The 15129-nt window shown below is 64.7% G+C and carries 15 protein-coding genes; 7 read left to right on the top strand and 8 right to left on the bottom strand.

The window, feature by feature from the left end:
* Positions 1 to 80: 80 nt before the first annotated feature.
* The 7 genes from argC to ABQZ00_RS07845 all read right to left on the bottom strand — a co-directional run bounded on the left by argC (position 81) and on the right by ABQZ00_RS07845 (position 7457).
* Entirely contained in the window at positions 81 to 1034 is a 954-nt protein-coding gene (gene argC / locus ABQZ00_RS07875) for an N-acetyl-gamma-glutamyl-phosphate reductase (RefSeq protein WP_323537161.1), read from the bottom strand.
* Entirely contained in the window at positions 1031 to 1642 is a 612-nt protein-coding gene (locus ABQZ00_RS07870; protein ID WP_323537162.1) for a GNAT family N-acetyltransferase, read from the bottom strand. Before ABQZ00_RS07870 ends, argC begins: the two co-directional genes overlap by 4 nt.
* A gap of 5 nt (positions 1643 to 1647) precedes the next feature.
* A complete protein-coding gene (locus tag ABQZ00_RS07865; protein WP_115513153.1) occupies positions 1648 to 2991 on the bottom strand; it encodes an acetylglutamate kinase in 1344 nt (447 codons plus the stop codon).
* Positions 2992 to 3039: 48 nt separating this feature from the next.
* Positions 3040 to 4140 carry an acetylornithine deacetylase gene (locus ABQZ00_RS07860; protein ID WP_115513154.1) on the bottom strand — a complete coding sequence of 367 codons (1101 nt, stop codon included), beginning with the start codon at positions 4138 to 4140 and terminating at the stop codon, positions 3040 to 3042.
* 194 nt (positions 4141 to 4334) lie between these two features.
* On the bottom strand, positions 4335 to 5573 hold the full coding sequence (locus ABQZ00_RS07855) for an argininosuccinate synthase (protein ID WP_193552450.1): 1239 nt from the start codon (positions 5571 to 5573) through the stop codon (positions 4335 to 4337).
* 51 nt (positions 5574 to 5624) lie between these two features.
* Complete coding sequence (locus ABQZ00_RS07850) at positions 5625 to 6656, bottom strand: N-acetylornithine carbamoyltransferase (RefSeq protein WP_323537163.1); 1032 nt, start codon at positions 6654 to 6656, stop codon at positions 5625 to 5627.
* 309 nt (positions 6657 to 6965) lie between these two features.
* Positions 6966 to 7457, bottom strand: coding sequence for a hypothetical protein (locus tag ABQZ00_RS07845; RefSeq protein ID WP_055852058.1), 492 nt, complete (start codon positions 7455 to 7457; stop codon positions 6966 to 6968).
* Positions 7458 to 7634: 177 nt separating this feature from the next.
* Here ABQZ00_RS07845 and cysS point away from each other — a divergent pair, with 177 nt between their 5' ends.
* From cysS to ABQZ00_RS07830, 3 genes are all read left to right on the top strand, one after another.
* Positions 7635 to 9050, top strand: coding sequence for a cysteine--tRNA ligase (gene cysS, locus ABQZ00_RS07840; RefSeq protein WP_323537164.1), 1416 nt, complete (start codon positions 7635 to 7637; stop codon positions 9048 to 9050).
* A gap of 230 nt (positions 9051 to 9280) precedes the next feature.
* A complete protein-coding gene (locus tag ABQZ00_RS07835) occupies positions 9281 to 9718 on the top strand; it encodes a SufE family protein (protein WP_055852053.1) in 438 nt (145 codons plus the stop codon).
* On the top strand, positions 9715 to 10965 hold the full coding sequence (locus ABQZ00_RS07830; RefSeq protein WP_055852050.1) for an MFS transporter: 1251 nt from the start codon (positions 9715 to 9717) through the stop codon (positions 10963 to 10965). Before ABQZ00_RS07835 ends, ABQZ00_RS07830 begins: the two co-directional genes overlap by 4 nt.
* Before the next feature lie 509 nt (positions 10966 to 11474).
* Here ABQZ00_RS07830 and dksA read toward each other — a convergent pair.
* Positions 11475 to 11837: an RNA polymerase-binding protein DksA gene (gene dksA, locus ABQZ00_RS23810; RefSeq protein ID WP_267191048.1), complete on the bottom strand. Its 363-nt coding sequence runs from the start codon at positions 11835 to 11837 to the stop codon at positions 11475 to 11477.
* A gap of 115 nt (positions 11838 to 11952) precedes the next feature.
* On the opposite strand from dksA, the gene ABQZ00_RS23805 reads away from it, so the two are divergent.
* From ABQZ00_RS23805 to ABQZ00_RS07810, 4 genes are read left to right on the top strand one after another with little or no spacing between them, the layout of a single operon-like run.
* A complete protein-coding gene (locus ABQZ00_RS23805) occupies positions 11953 to 12564 on the top strand; it encodes a hypothetical protein (protein WP_503064250.1) in 612 nt (203 codons plus the stop codon).
* Between the two features lie 20 nt (positions 12565 to 12584).
* Positions 12585 to 12884, top strand: a complete 300-nt coding sequence (yidD, locus tag ABQZ00_RS07820) for a membrane protein insertion efficiency factor YidD (RefSeq protein WP_161963062.1) — start codon at positions 12585 to 12587, stop codon at positions 12882 to 12884.
* Positions 12881 to 14230 (top strand): dihydroorotase, encoded by a 1350-nt coding sequence (locus ABQZ00_RS07815; protein WP_115513159.1) that lies wholly within the window; start codon positions 12881 to 12883, stop codon positions 14228 to 14230. Before yidD ends, ABQZ00_RS07815 begins: the two co-directional genes overlap by 4 nt.
* On the top strand, positions 14230 to 15069 hold the full coding sequence (locus ABQZ00_RS07810; protein ID WP_323537166.1) for a M23 family metallopeptidase: 840 nt from the start codon (positions 14230 to 14232) through the stop codon (positions 15067 to 15069). The genes ABQZ00_RS07815 and ABQZ00_RS07810 overlap by 1 nt, the downstream gene beginning before the upstream one ends.
* Positions 15070 to 15129 lie beyond the last annotated feature (60 nt).

Here is a 15129-nt window from a genome sequence, read left to right as displayed (position 1 = left end):
AGGACTGGGGACCCGGAAAAGCAGGAGCGTTTGCCCTTGCTCTTCCCGGGTCCCCGGTCCCTGGTCCCTGGTCCCGAGAATCACATCGAAATTGCGGTCAACTCGTCCCAGCCAAACGCCAGGTTGAGATTCTGCATGGCCTGGGTCGCTGCGCCCTTGAGCAGGTTGTCCAGCGTCGCCACCACCACCACGCGCTTGTTGCCCGGCGCCAGGGTGATGCCGCCAATCTGCACGCCGTGTTTGCCTGCGATGCGGCTCACCCACGGCGCCTCGTCGACAAGCTCGATCAGCGGCTCGCCCGCGTAACGCTGTGCATAGCGCGCCTGGATCTGCTCGCGCGTCAGCGGCTGCTGCAGCCACAGGTTGACGGTCATGGTGATGCCGCGGAAATGCGGCGCCACGTGCGGCATGAACTCCACCGGCACGCCAAGCTGCGCCGACACTTCGCGCTCGTGCATGTGGTTGGTCAGCGCATACGGCATCAGATTGCCGGCGAGCAGCTCGGGGTTGTTTTTGTCCGATGGCGTCGTCCCCGCGCCGGAATAACCGGACACACCAAAGCATTGCGGCGGGCCGGCCAGCTGATCCAGCAATGGGGTGATCGCCAGCTGCATTGCAGTGGCATAGCAGCCGGGGTTGCTGATGCGGCGCTGCCCCGCATACTTGCCACGGGTGAGCTCCGGCAAGCCGTAATACCACGCCGGGTCGAAGCGATAGTCTGCCGACAGATCGATCAGCAGCGTCTGCGGCCGGCGCGCATCGATTGCGGCAACAAACGGCTCAGCCTTGCCATTGGGCAGCGCCAGGATCACCACATCGGCGCCCTTGGCGGCCACCGCGTCGGCATCCAGGCTCTCGAATCGCAGATCGCCGCGATAACCGTCGTTGTGGTCGGCCACGGCCTGCCCCGCCAGTTCGCGCGAGGACACGAACACCAGCTGCAGATGCGGATGCGCCACGACCAGCTTGATCAATTCCGAACCGGTATGCCCGCGGGCGCCAACGATGCCGATGGTTGTTGTTTGAACACTCATGCGTTTGCTTCCAGGCGGAACTGCAGGTGGCGTTTCACCCCGGCCCATTCCGTATCGATGATGGAGAACACCACGGTATCGCGCGGCGTACCGTCGGCGTGGCGGGTGTGATTGCGCAGTACGCCGTCCTGCTTTGCACCCAGCCGCGCGATCGCCGCGCGCGAGGTGTGATTGAACCAGCTGGTTTCGAACACCACGCTCAGGCAGCCCAGCGTTTCGAAGGCGTGCTGCAGCAGCATCAACTTGGCTTCGGTATTGACGCCGCTGCGTTGCACACGCGGTGCGTACCAGGTGTAGCCGATCGACAGCCGGGGCACGGCGGCATCCAGCGCGTAATAGCGCGTGCAGCCGACGATGTCACCTGCCGCATCGCGCACCACCACCGGCAACGCCGTGCCATCGGCGCGGGCTGACATTGCCGCCGCGATGTAGACATCGACCTGGGCCGGTGCCGGCACGCCGGTGTACCACAAGCGCGACAACGCGCCGTCGCCCAGCGCCGCACGCAGGCCATCGGCGTGCGCTGGCTGCAGCGGCTCCAGGGTGGCGTGCTGCCCGCGCAAGATTGGCATCTCGCTCCAGGCCGATGGCAAGGCGACAGGTGTCATTGCGCTCAGCCCAGCAAGGTCGGCTGACGCGTCGCGCAGTGCGCCACGCAGTGCTGGATTTGTTCGAAGTTCTCCAGCCCGTACCAGAACACCTTCCACTTTTCCTGCTTGATGCAGCCGTCGGATTCGGCGTAGTAGAAGATGTTGACCTGGTTGTTGTGACGCGAGCGCCAGAACAGCTGCGGGGTCTCTTCGCGCATCACATTCCATACCGCACGGCCCAGGCCTTCGCCTTGCGCATCGTCGAGCACGGCGAACTTGTCCAGATAGGTCAGCCTGCCTGCACCGAACTGGCCTTCGTCGGTGAGAATCACCGCAGCGCGATAGTTCTCGCTGACGTAAGCGCGCAGCAGCGTGGTGTTGGCGAAATAATCCGGCACCAATGTGCGGCCGAAGCTGGATTCGATCAGCGACGTCAACCGCGGCAGATCCAGCTCATCCCACGAAGTCGCGCGCAGCACGCGCTCGCCCCGCCGCACCAGCGTGCCCGAGCCCTTATGGGTGAACAATTCCTTAGCCAGGTCCGCCGGCCGGGTGATCGACACCGACGATTCCAGCGGCAGGCGATCGAGCAGATCCTTGATCTGTTCGATCTTGACGCGCATGCCGCCATTGATCCACGGCTGCTGCATCAGGTGATCGTATTCGGTGGACAGGTTGATCGAATCGATCAGCTTGCCATCGGCATCCAGCAGCCCGCCGGTGCCAGTGAGGAAGATGATCTTGTACGGCTGCAGTTCCTGCACCAGTTCGTTGGCAGCAAAATCCGCATTGATGTTGAGGATCTGCCCGCTCGGGGTTTCGCCCAGGCTGGTGATCACCGGGATCGAACCGGCCTGCAGGCTGGCCTCGATCGGCGCCAGATTCACCGCCTTGACCTCACCGACCAGGCCGTAGGTGTCGCGGTCCAGATACTCCGCTTCGAATACGCCGCCGGTGATCGATGTCGCACGCGCACCGTTCTGCTGCAGCGCTTCCACCAGCTTGAGGTTGGACGCCTGGAACACCTTGCGCACGATCGCCAGCGCTTGCGGCGAGGTCACCCGCAAGCCGTTGACGGTCTGCTTTTCGATGCCCGCTGCAGACAGCTCCGCATCCAGCTGCGGGCCGGCGCCATGCAGCACGATCGGGGTCAAGCCCACTTCCTGCAGAAACGACAACGACGACGTCAGCGCGTCCAGGTCGTCGCGCAGCACTGCGCCGCCCACCTTGACCACCGCAAAGCGTTTGGCGTCCAGCTGCGAAAAACGCTTGAGGTACTGGCTGATTTCCTTGGCGCTGGCCATGCTCGAAAGCAGGCGCACGATGGTCTGGCGGGTCTGTTTGTGGGGCTGTGCGGAGAGGGACATTGCCGTGATCGAAAGAGGAGAAGGATGCGCCAGGCGCAGGAATCGGCGTCAGTGCGCGCCGTTGATGATGCGGTTGACCGATTCGGCGTAACGCTGCAATTGCTCCAGCGTCACGAATTCGTCGGCGGTGTGCGCCTGGGCGATGTCGCCCGGGCCATAGACCAGCGCGGTATAGCCGCCGGCCGAAAACAGCGAGGCTTCGGTCCAGAAGTCCACCGCGTTGCCGATCGGCAGATCCAGCGCATCGGCCACATCGCGCGCAGCCAGGCGGCGTTCTTCGGCGCGCGCAATGTCGCCCGACGGCAAGCTCGGCCCACGAAAGGTTTCTTCGAAGTGCGCTGCCGCAGGATCGGCAAAGCCGGCAAAAGTGGCCAGCAAGCCGTCCACGTCCATCGACGGCAACGGACGAAAGCCAAAACGCAGCTCCGCCGCCGGCGCGATCATATTGGCCTTGATGCCACCGTCGACGCGGCCGATGTTGAAGCGCAAGCCGGTCAAACCGCCGAAGCGTGCATGCGCCAACGACTCGACATGGTCCAGTGCCTTGCCGCCCCACCGCATCGCTTGATGCAAGGCACTTGCAGATGGATCCTGCTTGCCCGACGCATGCCCGGCACGGCCGGCAAAGCGCATCAACACCGAACTGATGCCGCGATGCGCCAGCACCGCCTCGCTCATGGTCGGCTCGGCCACCAGCACCGCCTCGTATGGCAACCCACGCGCCAGAAATGCAGCGATGCAACGCGGGTCGTTGGCTTCTTCGTCGCTGGAGAACAGGAACGCCGCATCGCCATCACCGGCATTGGCCGCAGCCACCAACGCCGCCGCCGCGCCCTTGATATCGCACACGCCCAAACCGATCACCCGGTCCTCGGTGCGCCGCATCACGTGCGGGTCGGCGCTCCAATGCGGCGAATCCGGCACCGTGTCCAGATGCACGTTGAACAGATACGTTGGCGTGCCGCGCACCGCGTACAGGCTCACCGCACCGGCGCCGTGATCGATCACCTCGACCTGGAAACCGGGCAGCTGCGCGCGCAGGTAATCGAAGATGCCGCCCTCGGCAGCGATCGCCCGCGGCGGATTGCGGGTGTCGAAGGACACCAGTGCCTGTAGATGCGTCAGTGTGTTGTCGAGCAGTGTGGTCATTGATCGCGTCTTGATTGCGTCGGGCAGCGTATGGTTGGTCTTTCTAAGCCCATCTAGCCCTTCCCCTGCCTGCGGGGGAAGGTGCCCGACAGGGCGGATGGGGGCATGCGTCAAGCCGCCCTCATCCGGCGCTCTGCGCCACCTTCTCCCGCACGCGGGAGAAGGAAGATGCGGGTGCCTACTCGGCGGTCGCCTCAGCGGTTGACTTGCGCGTACAGCGTGGAGCTCATGCCGAACAGCTTGATGAAGCCTTCCGCCTCTTCCACGCCCCAATCGGCCGACTGCGCGTAGGTCGCGCCCTTGGTGTTGAGCAGGTGCGGCGAACGCACCGCCACCGCATCGACGCGGCCGCCGCGGGTTTCCAGCGTCACTTCGCCGTTGACCTTGGACTGCGAGGACTTCAAAAACGCTTCGATATCGGTCTTGAGCGGGTCGTGATAGAAGCCTTCGTACACCAGCTCAACCCACTTCCGCGCCACGTCCGGCTTGAAGCGGTTCTGCTGTTTGGTCAGCACCGCATCTTCCAGCGCACGGTGCGCGGTGAGCAGCGAAATCAGGCCCGGCGCTTCGAACACGATGCGGCCCTTCAAGCCGATCACGGTGTCGCCGGTGTAGACGCCACGGCCCACGCCGTACTGCGCGAACAAGGTGTTGAGCTTGGCCAGGATCTTGGCGCCCGGCAGCGGCTTGCCATCCAGTTCCACCGCTTCGCCTTCGACGAACTTCAAGGTCACCGTCAATGCTTCGGTCGGCCACGCACTGCGCGGCGCGCACCAGCCACGTGCACCCTCGCCCGGCGCTTCCCAACGGTCGATCTCGCCGCCGGACATGGTCAGGCCCAGCAGGTTTTCGTTGATGGTGTAAGCCTGCTGCTTGGCACGGACACCGAAGCCGCGCGCTTCCAGATACTTCTGCTCATAGGCGCGTGTCTGGGTGTGTTCTTTCTGGATTTCGCGGATCGGCGCGACGATCTGATAATCACCCAACGCCTTCACCGCCAGGTCGAAACGCACCTGGTCGTTACCCATGCCGGTGCAGCCGTGCGCGATGATGCGCGTGCCCAGCTCTTCGGCGCGCTTGAGCGCGGCATCGACAATCAGATAGCGGTCGGACACCAGCAACGGGTACTGGCCCTGGTAACCCTCACCCGCCCATACGAACGGCTTGACGAAGCCTTCCCAGATTGCCGGGCCACCATCGACGGTGACATGGCTGGCCGCACCCAGCTCGGCGGCGCGCTTCTCGATGAAGTCGCGCTCGTCGGCATCCACACCGCCGGTATCGGCAAACACCGTGTGAACCGCATAGCCGCGCTCCTGCAGATACGGAATGCAGAAGCTGGTATCGAGGCCACCGGAAAAAGCGAGAACGATATCTTTGGTGCCGGGAGTCGTGATTGGGGATTCGGGATTGATGGAAGCAGTGCTCATCATTGTTCCTTAGTACGTAAATGTGGGGGCTAAGGGTGTTGCTGTTGCGATTCTCTATTCCCGATTCCCGATTCCCGCTTGCGAAGCAAGCGCCGCCATGATCGCCTTCTGCACATGCAGGCGGTTTTCCGCCTCGTCGATGGCGATGCAGTTGGGCGAATCCATCACCGCGTCGGTGGCCTTGACGTTGCGACGCAGCGGCAGGCAGTGCGAGAACACGCCGTTGTTGGTCAGCGCCATCTTGGCTTCGTCGACGATGAAGTGCTGGTACTGGTCGCGGATCGGCTTTTCCGGCTCCCAGTTGCCGAAGAACGGCAGCGCGCCCCAGCTCTTGGCGTAGACGACATCGGCGCCGCTGTAGGCGCTTGCGATGTCGTGGCTCACCTGCAGCGAGCCGCCGCTTTCGGCCACGTTCTGCGCCGCCCAGTCCATGTAACGCTGATCCAGGATGTAATCCGGCGTCGGGCACAGCAGGGTCACGTCCATGCCCATGCGCGTAGCAATCGTCAACGCGGAATTGGCCACCGCGGTGTTGAGCGGCTTGGGGTGATAGGTCCAGGTCAGCAAGTACTTTTTGCCGCGCAGATCCTGCGTGCCGAAGTGTTCCTGCAATGCCATCGCGTGCGCCAGCTCCTGGCACGGGTGAGTGATGGTCTCCATGTTGATCACCGGCACCGGCGAATACTTGGCGAAGCTCTTCAGCACCTGATCTTCGCGGTCCTTAGACCAGTCGACGAACTTGGGAAACGCGCGCACGCCGATCAGATCGACATAGCGGCCAAGCACGCGCGCCACTTCGGCAATGTGCTCCTCGGTGTCGCCGTCCATTACCGTGCCCAGGTTGAACTCGATCGGCCAGGCATCCTTGCCCGGCTGCAACACCACCGCATGCCCGCCCAACTGAAACGCACCCAGCTCGAAGCTGGTCCGCGTGCGCATGGACGGGTTGAAAAACACCAGCGCAATCGACTTGCCCTTCAGCTCGCTTCCCAGCTTGTTGCGTTTGAACAATGCGGCCTGGGTCAACAACGCGTCCAGTTCGGCGCGGCTCCAGTCCTGGGTGTTCAAGAAGTGCTTCAGTGACATCGATCGATCCTTTGCTGCGTGCTTCTGCTGCGTGGTCCGCCAGGAGCGACGGGGTGCGCGACATGCGCGTTTCTTGCGGTTGAAACTTTTGTGACGCCAGAACGAAAAAACCCAGCCGGTGGGCTGGGTTTTCAGAACGGACAGCAAAACGCCCCGGTTACCCAGCGAAAATGTGGGATTCCGGTCGGCGGGCACGCGAGGTCATGCCGGAGGCCATCCGGGCCGCGCTGGTGTCGTGCTGAAAGGGGATTGCTTGCATAGGGCGCGAATCCTCGCATGCATGCGGGTACGGCGCAACCGCAATGCCCCTCAGCGCGGCGGCGCGACGATGGCGTCGGGAATATAGGGGGTCACCGAGACCCGGATGCGCAGCCGGTTGCCCGGATCTTCCGGCAGCCGCGAGCGGTACTTGGTGCCCTTGTAGACGTAATCCACGTCGAAGGCGATTGGCCGCCGGAACTCGCGCGGCACTTCCACTACCCGGCAATTGCGGCGGGTACTGGTCGGCGGCACTGCGGCCGGGGCGGGCTCGGGCCTGCGTGTGAACATCTCCTTGACCGAATCCACCATGCGGTTGATGCGGCCCTCGTCTTCGACCGACGCAACCGCCACCGGTGCTGCCTGTTCGGCCTCGCACTGCTCTTCGATACGGGTGGCGCGCAGCGTCTGATAGACCGGCTCGACATTGAGCACTTGCGCATAGTCCAGCTTGACGTTCTCGATCACCACGACCCGGTTCTTGGGGTCCGGCTCTGCCGCGTGCACCGAGACCGCCGGCCAGGCGAACACACACAGCAGCATGAAGAACAGAGAAGGTCGCATCAGTACCAGGAAGGCATAGCCGGGCAATACGTTAGTGTATGGAGCTTGTGATCTCCGGGGCTGAACGCAGCCCATCCGGTCGCCGGTGTCGGCATGCCGGTTCGCCATCCTGCCGCGAGGGGCTAGAATCGTGCGGTTACCCTTTTTCAGATGCCGATGAGCCTGCGCCTGCACAACAACCTGACGCGGCGGGTCGAACCGTTCGCGCCGCTCGATCCGTCCAGCCCCACTCTGTATGTGTGCGGCCCTACCGTCTACAACTACGCGCATATCGGCAACGCCCGCGGCCCGGTGGTGTTCGACGTGCTCGCCGCGCTGCTACGGCGCCGCTTTGGGGCGCTGCGCTACGCGCGCAACATCACCGACGTGGACGACAAGATCAACGCCGCCGCACAGGCGCAGGGCGTCCCGATCTCCACCATCACCGACCGCTTCGCCGCGATCTATCGGCAGGACATGGCCGCGCTGGGTGTCGTGCCGCCGGACATCGAACCGGAAGCCACCGCGCATATCCCGCAGATCGTGACGATGATCGAGCAGCTGATCGCCAACGGCCATGCGTATGCCGCCGAAGGCCACGTGTTGTTCGCCGTGGCCAGTTTCGACGGCTACGGCAAGCTGTCGCGTCGCGACCCTGATGAAATGCTGGCCGGCGCGCGCGTGGACGTGGCGCCGTACAAGCGCGACCCCGGCGACTTCGTGCTGTGGAAGCCATCCACCGGCGACCTGCCCGGCTGGGACTCGCCGTGGGGCCGCGGCCGCCCCGGCTGGCATATCGAATGCTCGGCCATGGCCGCCGCGCACCTGGGCCCGACCATCGACATCCATGCCGGTGGCGTGGACCTGCAGTTTCCGCATCATGAAAACGAAATCGCGCAAAGCGAGTGCGCGCATGGCGGCGCCACCTTCGCCCGCTTCTGGCTACACAACGGCATGCTCAATTTCAGCGGCGCCAAGATGAGCAAGTCGCTGGGAAACGTCGAAACGGTGCACGATCTGATCGCCCGACATCCGCCGGAAGCGCTGCGCCTTGCGCTACTGAGCGCGCATTACCGGCAACCGCTGGATTGGTCGGATGCGTTGATCGACGATCAGGTCAAGCGGCTCGATGGCTTGTACGGGACCTTGCGCAGCCTCAGCGCGATCGAAGCGGAGCCTGTCATTCCCGAGCAGATGGAAGACGCGCTCAACGACGATCTCAATACGCCGCTGGCGCTGGCGGTGCTGGCAAAGCTTGCCAAGGATGCGAACCGGGCGCTGCTGGAATTTGCTCCGGCCGGCGGCCCAATCGACGGGCTTAGCCCAGAGAATCCTGCAGGAGTGCAACGCGCCAAGGCAGAGCTGCTGGGTGCCGGAATGGCGCTGGGCTTGTTGCAGCAAGACCCGGCCGCCTGGTTCTCGCGCGGCACCGATGCCAGCGACGATGCACGCATCACCGCCCTGGTCGAAGAACGCAGCACGGCGAAGAAAGCCAAGGATTTTGCCCGTGCCGACGCCATTCGCAAGCAACTCGCCGACGAAGGCATCGTGCTGGAAGACACCCCGCAAGGCGTGCGCTGGAAGCGCAGCTGACCTCTTGCCTGCGTCCGTCAGATTTCTTCTCCCGCGCGCGGGAGAAGGTGCCCCGAAGGGGCGGATGAGGGTGCAGGCGATGCCGCGTGTACCGCTTTTTTGAGGGCTGGACGAAGTCCGCATCGAATTCCAGCGAGGCTTCGCCAGTACCCTCACCCCACCCCCTCTCCCGGAGGGAGAGGGGCTTTGACCGAATGCCCCTAGATTTTGCGAACGATTCTGGAATTTTGATGACCACCACCCCCTTTCCGCTTGAACCCACTGCCGTCGAAGCGCAGGCCGCCATTGCCGACGAGTTTTCCTTCTTCAGCGACTGGTCCGAGCGCTACCAGTACCTGATCGATCTGGGCCGCAAATTGCCCACCTTCCCCGAGCAGTGGAAGACCGAAGAACACCGCCTGCATGGGTGCCAGTCGATGGTGTGGATCGTGCCGGAAGGCAATGCCGAACGGCTGGACTTCCATGCCGTCAGCGATTCGGCCATCGTGTCCGGGCTGATCTATCTGGCGCTGCGCGTGTATTCCGGGCGTAGCGCGCAAGAAATTCTGGCCACCGAGCCGGACTACATCGCCGGCATTGGCCTGGCCAAGCACCTGTCGCCGACGCGCAGCAACGGCGTGGCCGCCATGCTGGCCTTCATTCGCGACACTGCACGCGCACAACAGTGAGCACGCCGACGCCCTCGCCCACCGACTCGCTGCGCACGCTGTTCGCCCATCCGGGCTTCGGCCTGGTGTTGCTCTACCGCGTCGCGGCGATGCTGTCGTACCAGATCGTGGCGGTCACGGTCGGATGGCACATCTATGAGATCACGCGCAATCCGCTGTCGCTCGGGCTGATCGGCCTTGCGGAAATCCTGCCGTTCTTCTGCATTGCGCCGTTTGCCGGCTATCTGGTCGATCATCTGCCACGCAGGCGCCTGGGCATGGTCGCAGTCCTGGGGTTGGTCGCCACCGCGTTGCTGTTGATGGCGATCGCACAGGGCTGGCTGCCCATCCAGGGCGTGTGGCCGATCTATGCCGCCATCGCATTGACCGGCGCGGCGCGCTCGTTCCTGTCGCCGGTCTACAACGCCTTGTTCGCGCGTGCGTTGCCGCGCGAAGCGTTCGCACGCGGCGCCAGCATCGGCAGCGTCACCTTCCAGGCCGGCATGGTGATCGGCCCGGCACTGGGCGGCGTGCTGGTCGGCTGGGGCGGCAAGGGCCTGGCCTATGGCGTGGCCGCAGGCGTGGCATTGGTGGCGATCCTGGCCCTGGCGTTGTTGCGCGTCAGCGAGCCGGTCAACGCCGGCCCACGTGCGCCGATCTTTCGCAGCATCGCCGAAGGGGCGCAGTTCGTGCTCTCCAACCAGATCATGCTGGGCGCGATGGCGCTGGACATGTTTTCGGTCCTGCTGGGCGGCGCGGTGTCGATGTTGCCCGCCTTCATCCAGGAAATCCTGCATTACGGCCCTGAGGGATTGGGCATCCTGCGCGGTGCGCCGGCGCTGGGCTCGATCGTGGTCGGCGTGTGGCTGGCGCGGCACCCGCTGCAGCGCAATGCCGGCCGCATCCTGATGCTGTCGGTGGCCGGCTTCGGGCTGTGCACCATCGCCTTCGGCCTGTCGCGGCACTTCTGGCTGTCGGCGGCGATCCTGCTGGTCTACGGCATGTGCGACGGCGTGTCGGTGGTGGTGCGGCAGACCATTCTGCAGCTCGCTACGCCGGACGCGATGCGTGGCCGGGTGTCGTCGATCAACGGCATCTTCATCGGCTCGTCCAACGAGCTGGGTGCGTTCTACGACGGCGTCATGGCACGGCTGGTCGGGCTGGTGCCGGCGGTCGTCATCGGCGGCTGCGTCACGCTGGGCGTGGTGGCAACCACGGCCTGGAAGGCACCGCGGTTGCGCAAGCTGGACTTACGCGATCTGCAATAAGCGCAGCCGACAAGACGACTGCGCTCACTGCAACACGGGCGCAGTCGGTGCTCGGCGCGGTAGCTACAACGCGTGCACGTGGGTTCTGAGCGCGGCGGCCGAGTCCGCCTGATGACTTCTCGCTGCGTGTTGTCAGCCGCTTCAAGCCAAGTCTGGCGAGGCATCGGCTGTAAATGCTGCCGGTGTGTTCGCTACGTGTTGTCCAGACGCTCCAGGCCAAGCCCGGCGAGGCATCGGCTGCAAATGCTGACGGTGTGCCCGCGACGGGTTGTCCAGACGCTCCAGGCCAAGCCTGGCGAGGCGCTGGTTGCAGATGCCGCCAGTGCCCTGCACCGCTTGCGCGTACTTCGCGCCGCGACGGTCGATGCGACGGGACCCACCGGGTCCACCAGGCACCGCGTCGCTTGGCGCACTGCAACGACGCGCCACGACAACGGCCCGCAGCAACCCACCGTCCACAAAAAAACCCCGCACACGGCGGGGTTTTTTATGCGGACGGAGAAAGACGATCAGTCGCCTTGCTGCTTCTGCAGATGCTCCCAACGCTCCTGAGCGTCGATGGTGCGCTCGGCAGTCAGACGCGCGTCCAGGCGGTCCAGTCCGATTTCTTCGCCGGTGTCCACGCAGTAGCCGTAGTCGCCGTCTTCCAGACGCTTGAGCGTGCTGTCGATCTTGGAGATCAGCTTGCGTGCACGGTCGCGCGCGCGCAGTTCCAGCGAATTCTCGGTCTCGCGCGTAGCACGCTCGGCTTCGTCGCCGATGTCGCGCACTTCTTCGCGCAGGTTTTCGATGGTCTGCTTGGATTCCTCCACCATCTCGTTGCGCCAGCTCTGCAGACGCTGACGGAAGTATTCCTGCTGCAGTTTGCTCATGTACTCCTCGTCCGCCGAAGGCTTGTATCCCTGCGGGAGGATCGGGCGACCGGTGGTCTCGTCGTTCTTGTAGTCGACCACTTTGTACTTGGTCTTGGGCGTCGGGCTGGATGACTTGGCGGTCACGGCCACTGCCACCTTACCGACCGGACGGGTCGCGGCGGGCTTGGCGGGGGCTTCGGTTTTGGTTGGCGTTTTTGCGGAAGATTTCGAAACGGGCACGGGATTCTTAAGTGACGGGGTCGCGGGCTTTGCCGGCTTCGCAGGGACGGCCTTGGGGGCCGGTGCGGGCGCGGGCTTCTCAGCCTTGACCGGGACTGACTTGGCCGGAACCGGCTTGGGGGCCGGCTTCGGTACGGACTTGGACGCCACCGGCTTGGCAGCCGGTTTGGCGGCAGCCGGAGCTGCCTTGCTCGCCGCCGGCTTGGCAGCGGTCTTGGCGACAGGTTTCACGGGCTTGGACGCTGCGGCCTTGGAAGCCGGCGCCGGCTTGGCAGCGGCCTTGGTCGCAGGTGCCTTCTTGGCAACCGATTGCGCAGCAGCCGGAGTCGCCTTCTTGGCGGCCGGTTTTGCAGCGGCAGGCGCCGCTGCCTTCTTCGCAGCGGGTTTGGCGGACTTCTTGGCGGCCTCTACGGCCTTTTTTGCAGGTTTTTTAGCAGCCACGAAACGCTCTTCCTTGGTTCCCCCGGGGCCCGGGAAAGCGGGCCTTTATAACGTACCCCGCTGACCCCCGGCAACCACCTATTAATGCAAGTGGCATATGATTGGCAAGTGATCGGACGCCTGCTCATCGCGCTGTTGCGCTTCTACAAGCTGTTCATCAGCCCGCTGCTCGGGCCGCGCTGCCGTTTTGCGCCCAGTTGCTCGGAGTATGCGATGACCGCCATCGGCCGCTTCGGCCCGCTACGCGGGAGCTGGCTGGCTGCGCGCCGGCTCGGCCGCTGTCATCCCTTCCATCCGGGCGGCTTTGATCCGGTGCCCGATGCGTCCGCATCCGCCGCCCCTTCCCCCTCTTCTTCCTGCAGTTGCAAAGGACCTCATCCATGAGCCGAACCGTCATCATCAACGCCCGCCTGGTCAACGAAGGCAAGGAGTTCGACGCCGATCTCCTGATCGAGGGCGGTCGCATCGCCAAGATCGACAGCAAGATCACGCCTGCCGCCGGCGACACCGTGGTGGACGCGGCCGGGCGCTGGGTGCTGCCGGGCATGATCGATGACCAGGTGCATTTTCGCGAGCCTGGCCTGACCCACAAGGGCGACATCGCCACCGAATCCGGCGCCGCCGTGGCCGGCGGGCTGACCAGCTTCATGGACATGCCCAACACCAACCCGCCCACGCTGGACGCGGCCGCGCTGCAGTCCAAGTACGACGCTGCGGCCGGGCGCGCCTGGGCCAACTACGGCTTCTACATGGGCGCCAGCAACGACAACCTGGCCGCGATCCAGTCGCTGGACCCCAAGACCGCGCCGGGCATCAAGGTGTTCATGGGCGCCTCCACCGGCAACATGCTGGTCGATAACCCCGAGACGCTGGACGCGATCTTCCGCGACGCGCCGACGCCGATCATCACCCATTGCGAAGACACCCCGACCATCGACGCGACGATGGCGCAGTACAAGGAAAAGTACGGCGATGCGCTGACCCCGGACATGCACCCGGACATCCGCTCGCGGCAGGCCTGCCTGAAGTCCTCGCAGCTGGCCGTGTCGCTGGCGCGCAAGCACAACACCCGCCTGCACGTACTGCATATCTCCACCGCCGACGAGCTGGGGCTGTTCGAAGCCGGCCCGCTGGTGGACGCCGACGGCAAACTGCGCAAGCGCATCACTGCCGAGACCTGCATCCACTTCTTGCGCTTCGACCGCAGCGATTACGCGCGGCTGGGCAACCTGATCAAGTGCAACCCCGCGATCAAGGACGCCGACGACCGCCTGGCACTAATCGAAGCGCTGGCCGAAGACGTCATCGACGTGCTCGCCACCGACCACGCCCCGCATACCTGGGAAGAGAAGCAGAAGCCCTACGCGCAGGCGCCGTCCGGGCTGCCGCTGGTGCAGTACGCGCTGGTCGCCGCGCTGGAGCTGGTGCATGAAGGCAAGCTGCCGATCACCCGTATCGTGCAGAAGTTCGCGCATGCACCGGCGCAGTTGTTCGATGTGGAAGAGCGCGGCTTTCTGCGCGAAGGCTACTTCGCCGATCTGGTGATGATCGACAACACCCCGTTCACCGTGAAGCGCGAGCAGGTGCTGTCCAAATGCGGCTGGTCGCCGTTCGAGGGCACCACGTTCCGCTCGCGCATTGCCGCAACCTGGGTCAACGGGCAGCAGGTGTGGGACGGCGAGCAGTTGGTCGGCAGTGCCGCTGGCCAGCGCCTGACCTTCGACCGCTGATGCGCGCAGCATTGTTTGGTGCATGGCTGGCGTTGGCGCCGGCCATGCTGAGTGCGGGCGCAGTGCAGGCGCAGGCCGCAAGCGAGGCTGGCGTAGTGTTCCCGGCCAACGCCTCGCAAGGAGCCATGGTGATCGGCAAGGTACCTGCCGGCAGCACCGTGCAATATGCGGGGCGCACCTTGCGCGTCAGTGGCTACGGCAGCGTGGTGTTCGGCATCGGCCGCGACGCGACCGGCCCGCTGCAGGTGCAAATCACCTTGCCCGATGGCACCCAGCGCACCAGCAGCATCGCAGTGACGCCGCGCGATTGGCCAACCGAGCGCGTCAACGGCGTGCCGCCCAAAACGGTAAACCCGCCTGCGGCCATTGCCGAGCGCATCAAGCGCGAGCAGGCGCAGGTCACCGCCGCGCGTGATCGCGACGATGCACGCGCGGATTTTGCGCAGCCCTTTATCTGGCCGGTGCAGGGCCGTATCAGTGGGCGCTTTGGCAATGCGCGCGTGTACAACGGCCAGCCCGGCGCCGGTCACTCTGGCATGGACATCGCCGTGCCGACCGGTACGCCGGTGAAGGCCCCGGCTGCGGGCGTGGTCACCTTTGCTGCGCCGGATCTGTATCTGACCGGTGGCACGGTCCTGCTCGATCACGGCTTCGGCATCAGCTCAAACTTTCTGCATCTGTCGCGGATCGACGTCAAAGTGGGCGATCGGGTGGAACAGGGCCAGGTAATTGCAGCGGTGGGGGCTACCGGGCGTGCGACCGGACCGCATCTGCATTGGGGGATGAATTGGTTCGATGTGCGTATCGACCCATTGCTGGTGCTTGAGCGCGGGAAGTAATTCCGGATGGGCGGCTTTTCCCTTCTCCCATCGGGAGAAGGTGGCGCGCAGCGCCGGATG

It is taken from the genome of Xanthomonas sp. WHRI 10204 (assembly GCF_040202875.1).
Taxonomy (GTDB): domain Bacteria; phylum Pseudomonadota; class Gammaproteobacteria; order Xanthomonadales; family Xanthomonadaceae; genus Xanthomonas.
The sequence above is the reverse complement of the archived record's forward strand: the minus strand, read 5'-3'. Positions and strand labels throughout refer to the sequence as shown.

Bases quoted from the DNA above. Each gene is read 5' to 3' on its own strand.
- ABQZ00_RS07835 (WP_055852053.1), top strand. From the start codon at position 9,281: ATGACCACCACCCCCTTTCCGCTTGAACCCACTGCCGTCGAAGCGCAG.
- ABQZ00_RS07810 (WP_323537166.1), top strand. From the start codon at position 14,230: ATGCGCGCAGCATTGTTTGGTGCATGGCTGGCGTTGGCGCCGGCCATG.
- cysS (WP_323537164.1), top strand. From the start codon at position 7,635: ATGAGCCTGCGCCTGCACAACAACCTGACGCGGCGGGTCGAACCGTTC.
- ABQZ00_RS07860 (WP_115513154.1), bottom strand. From the start codon at position 4,140: ATGACCACACTGCTCGACAACACACTGACGCATCTACAGGCACTGGTG.
- ABQZ00_RS07815 (WP_115513159.1), top strand. From the start codon at position 12,881: ATGAGCCGAACCGTCATCATCAACGCCCGCCTGGTCAACGAAGGCAAG.
- ABQZ00_RS07870 (WP_323537162.1), bottom strand. From the start codon at position 1,642: ATGACACCTGTCGCCTTGCCATCGGCCTGGAGCGAGATGCCAATCTTG.
- ABQZ00_RS07865 (WP_115513153.1), bottom strand. From the start codon at position 2,991: ATGTCCCTCTCCGCACAGCCCCACAAACAGACCCGCCAGACCATCGTG.
- dksA (WP_267191048.1), bottom strand. From the start codon at position 11,837: ATGAGCAAACTGCAGCAGGAATACTTCCGTCAGCGTCTGCAGAGCTGG.
- ABQZ00_RS07855 (WP_193552450.1), bottom strand. From the start codon at position 5,573: ATGATGAGCACTGCTTCCATCAATCCCGAATCCCCAATCACGACTCCC.
- ABQZ00_RS07845 (WP_055852058.1), bottom strand. From the start codon at position 7,457: ATGCTGCTGTGTGTGTTCGCCTGGCCGGCGGTCTCGGTGCACGCGGCA.
- argC (WP_323537161.1), bottom strand. From the start codon at position 1,034: ATGAGTGTTCAAACAACAACCATCGGCATCGTTGGCGCCCGCGGGCAT.
- yidD (WP_161963062.1), top strand. From the start codon at position 12,585: ATGCAAGTGGCATATGATTGGCAAGTGATCGGACGCCTGCTCATCGCG.
- ABQZ00_RS07850 (WP_323537163.1), bottom strand. From the start codon at position 6,656: ATGTCACTGAAGCACTTCTTGAACACCCAGGACTGGAGCCGCGCCGAA.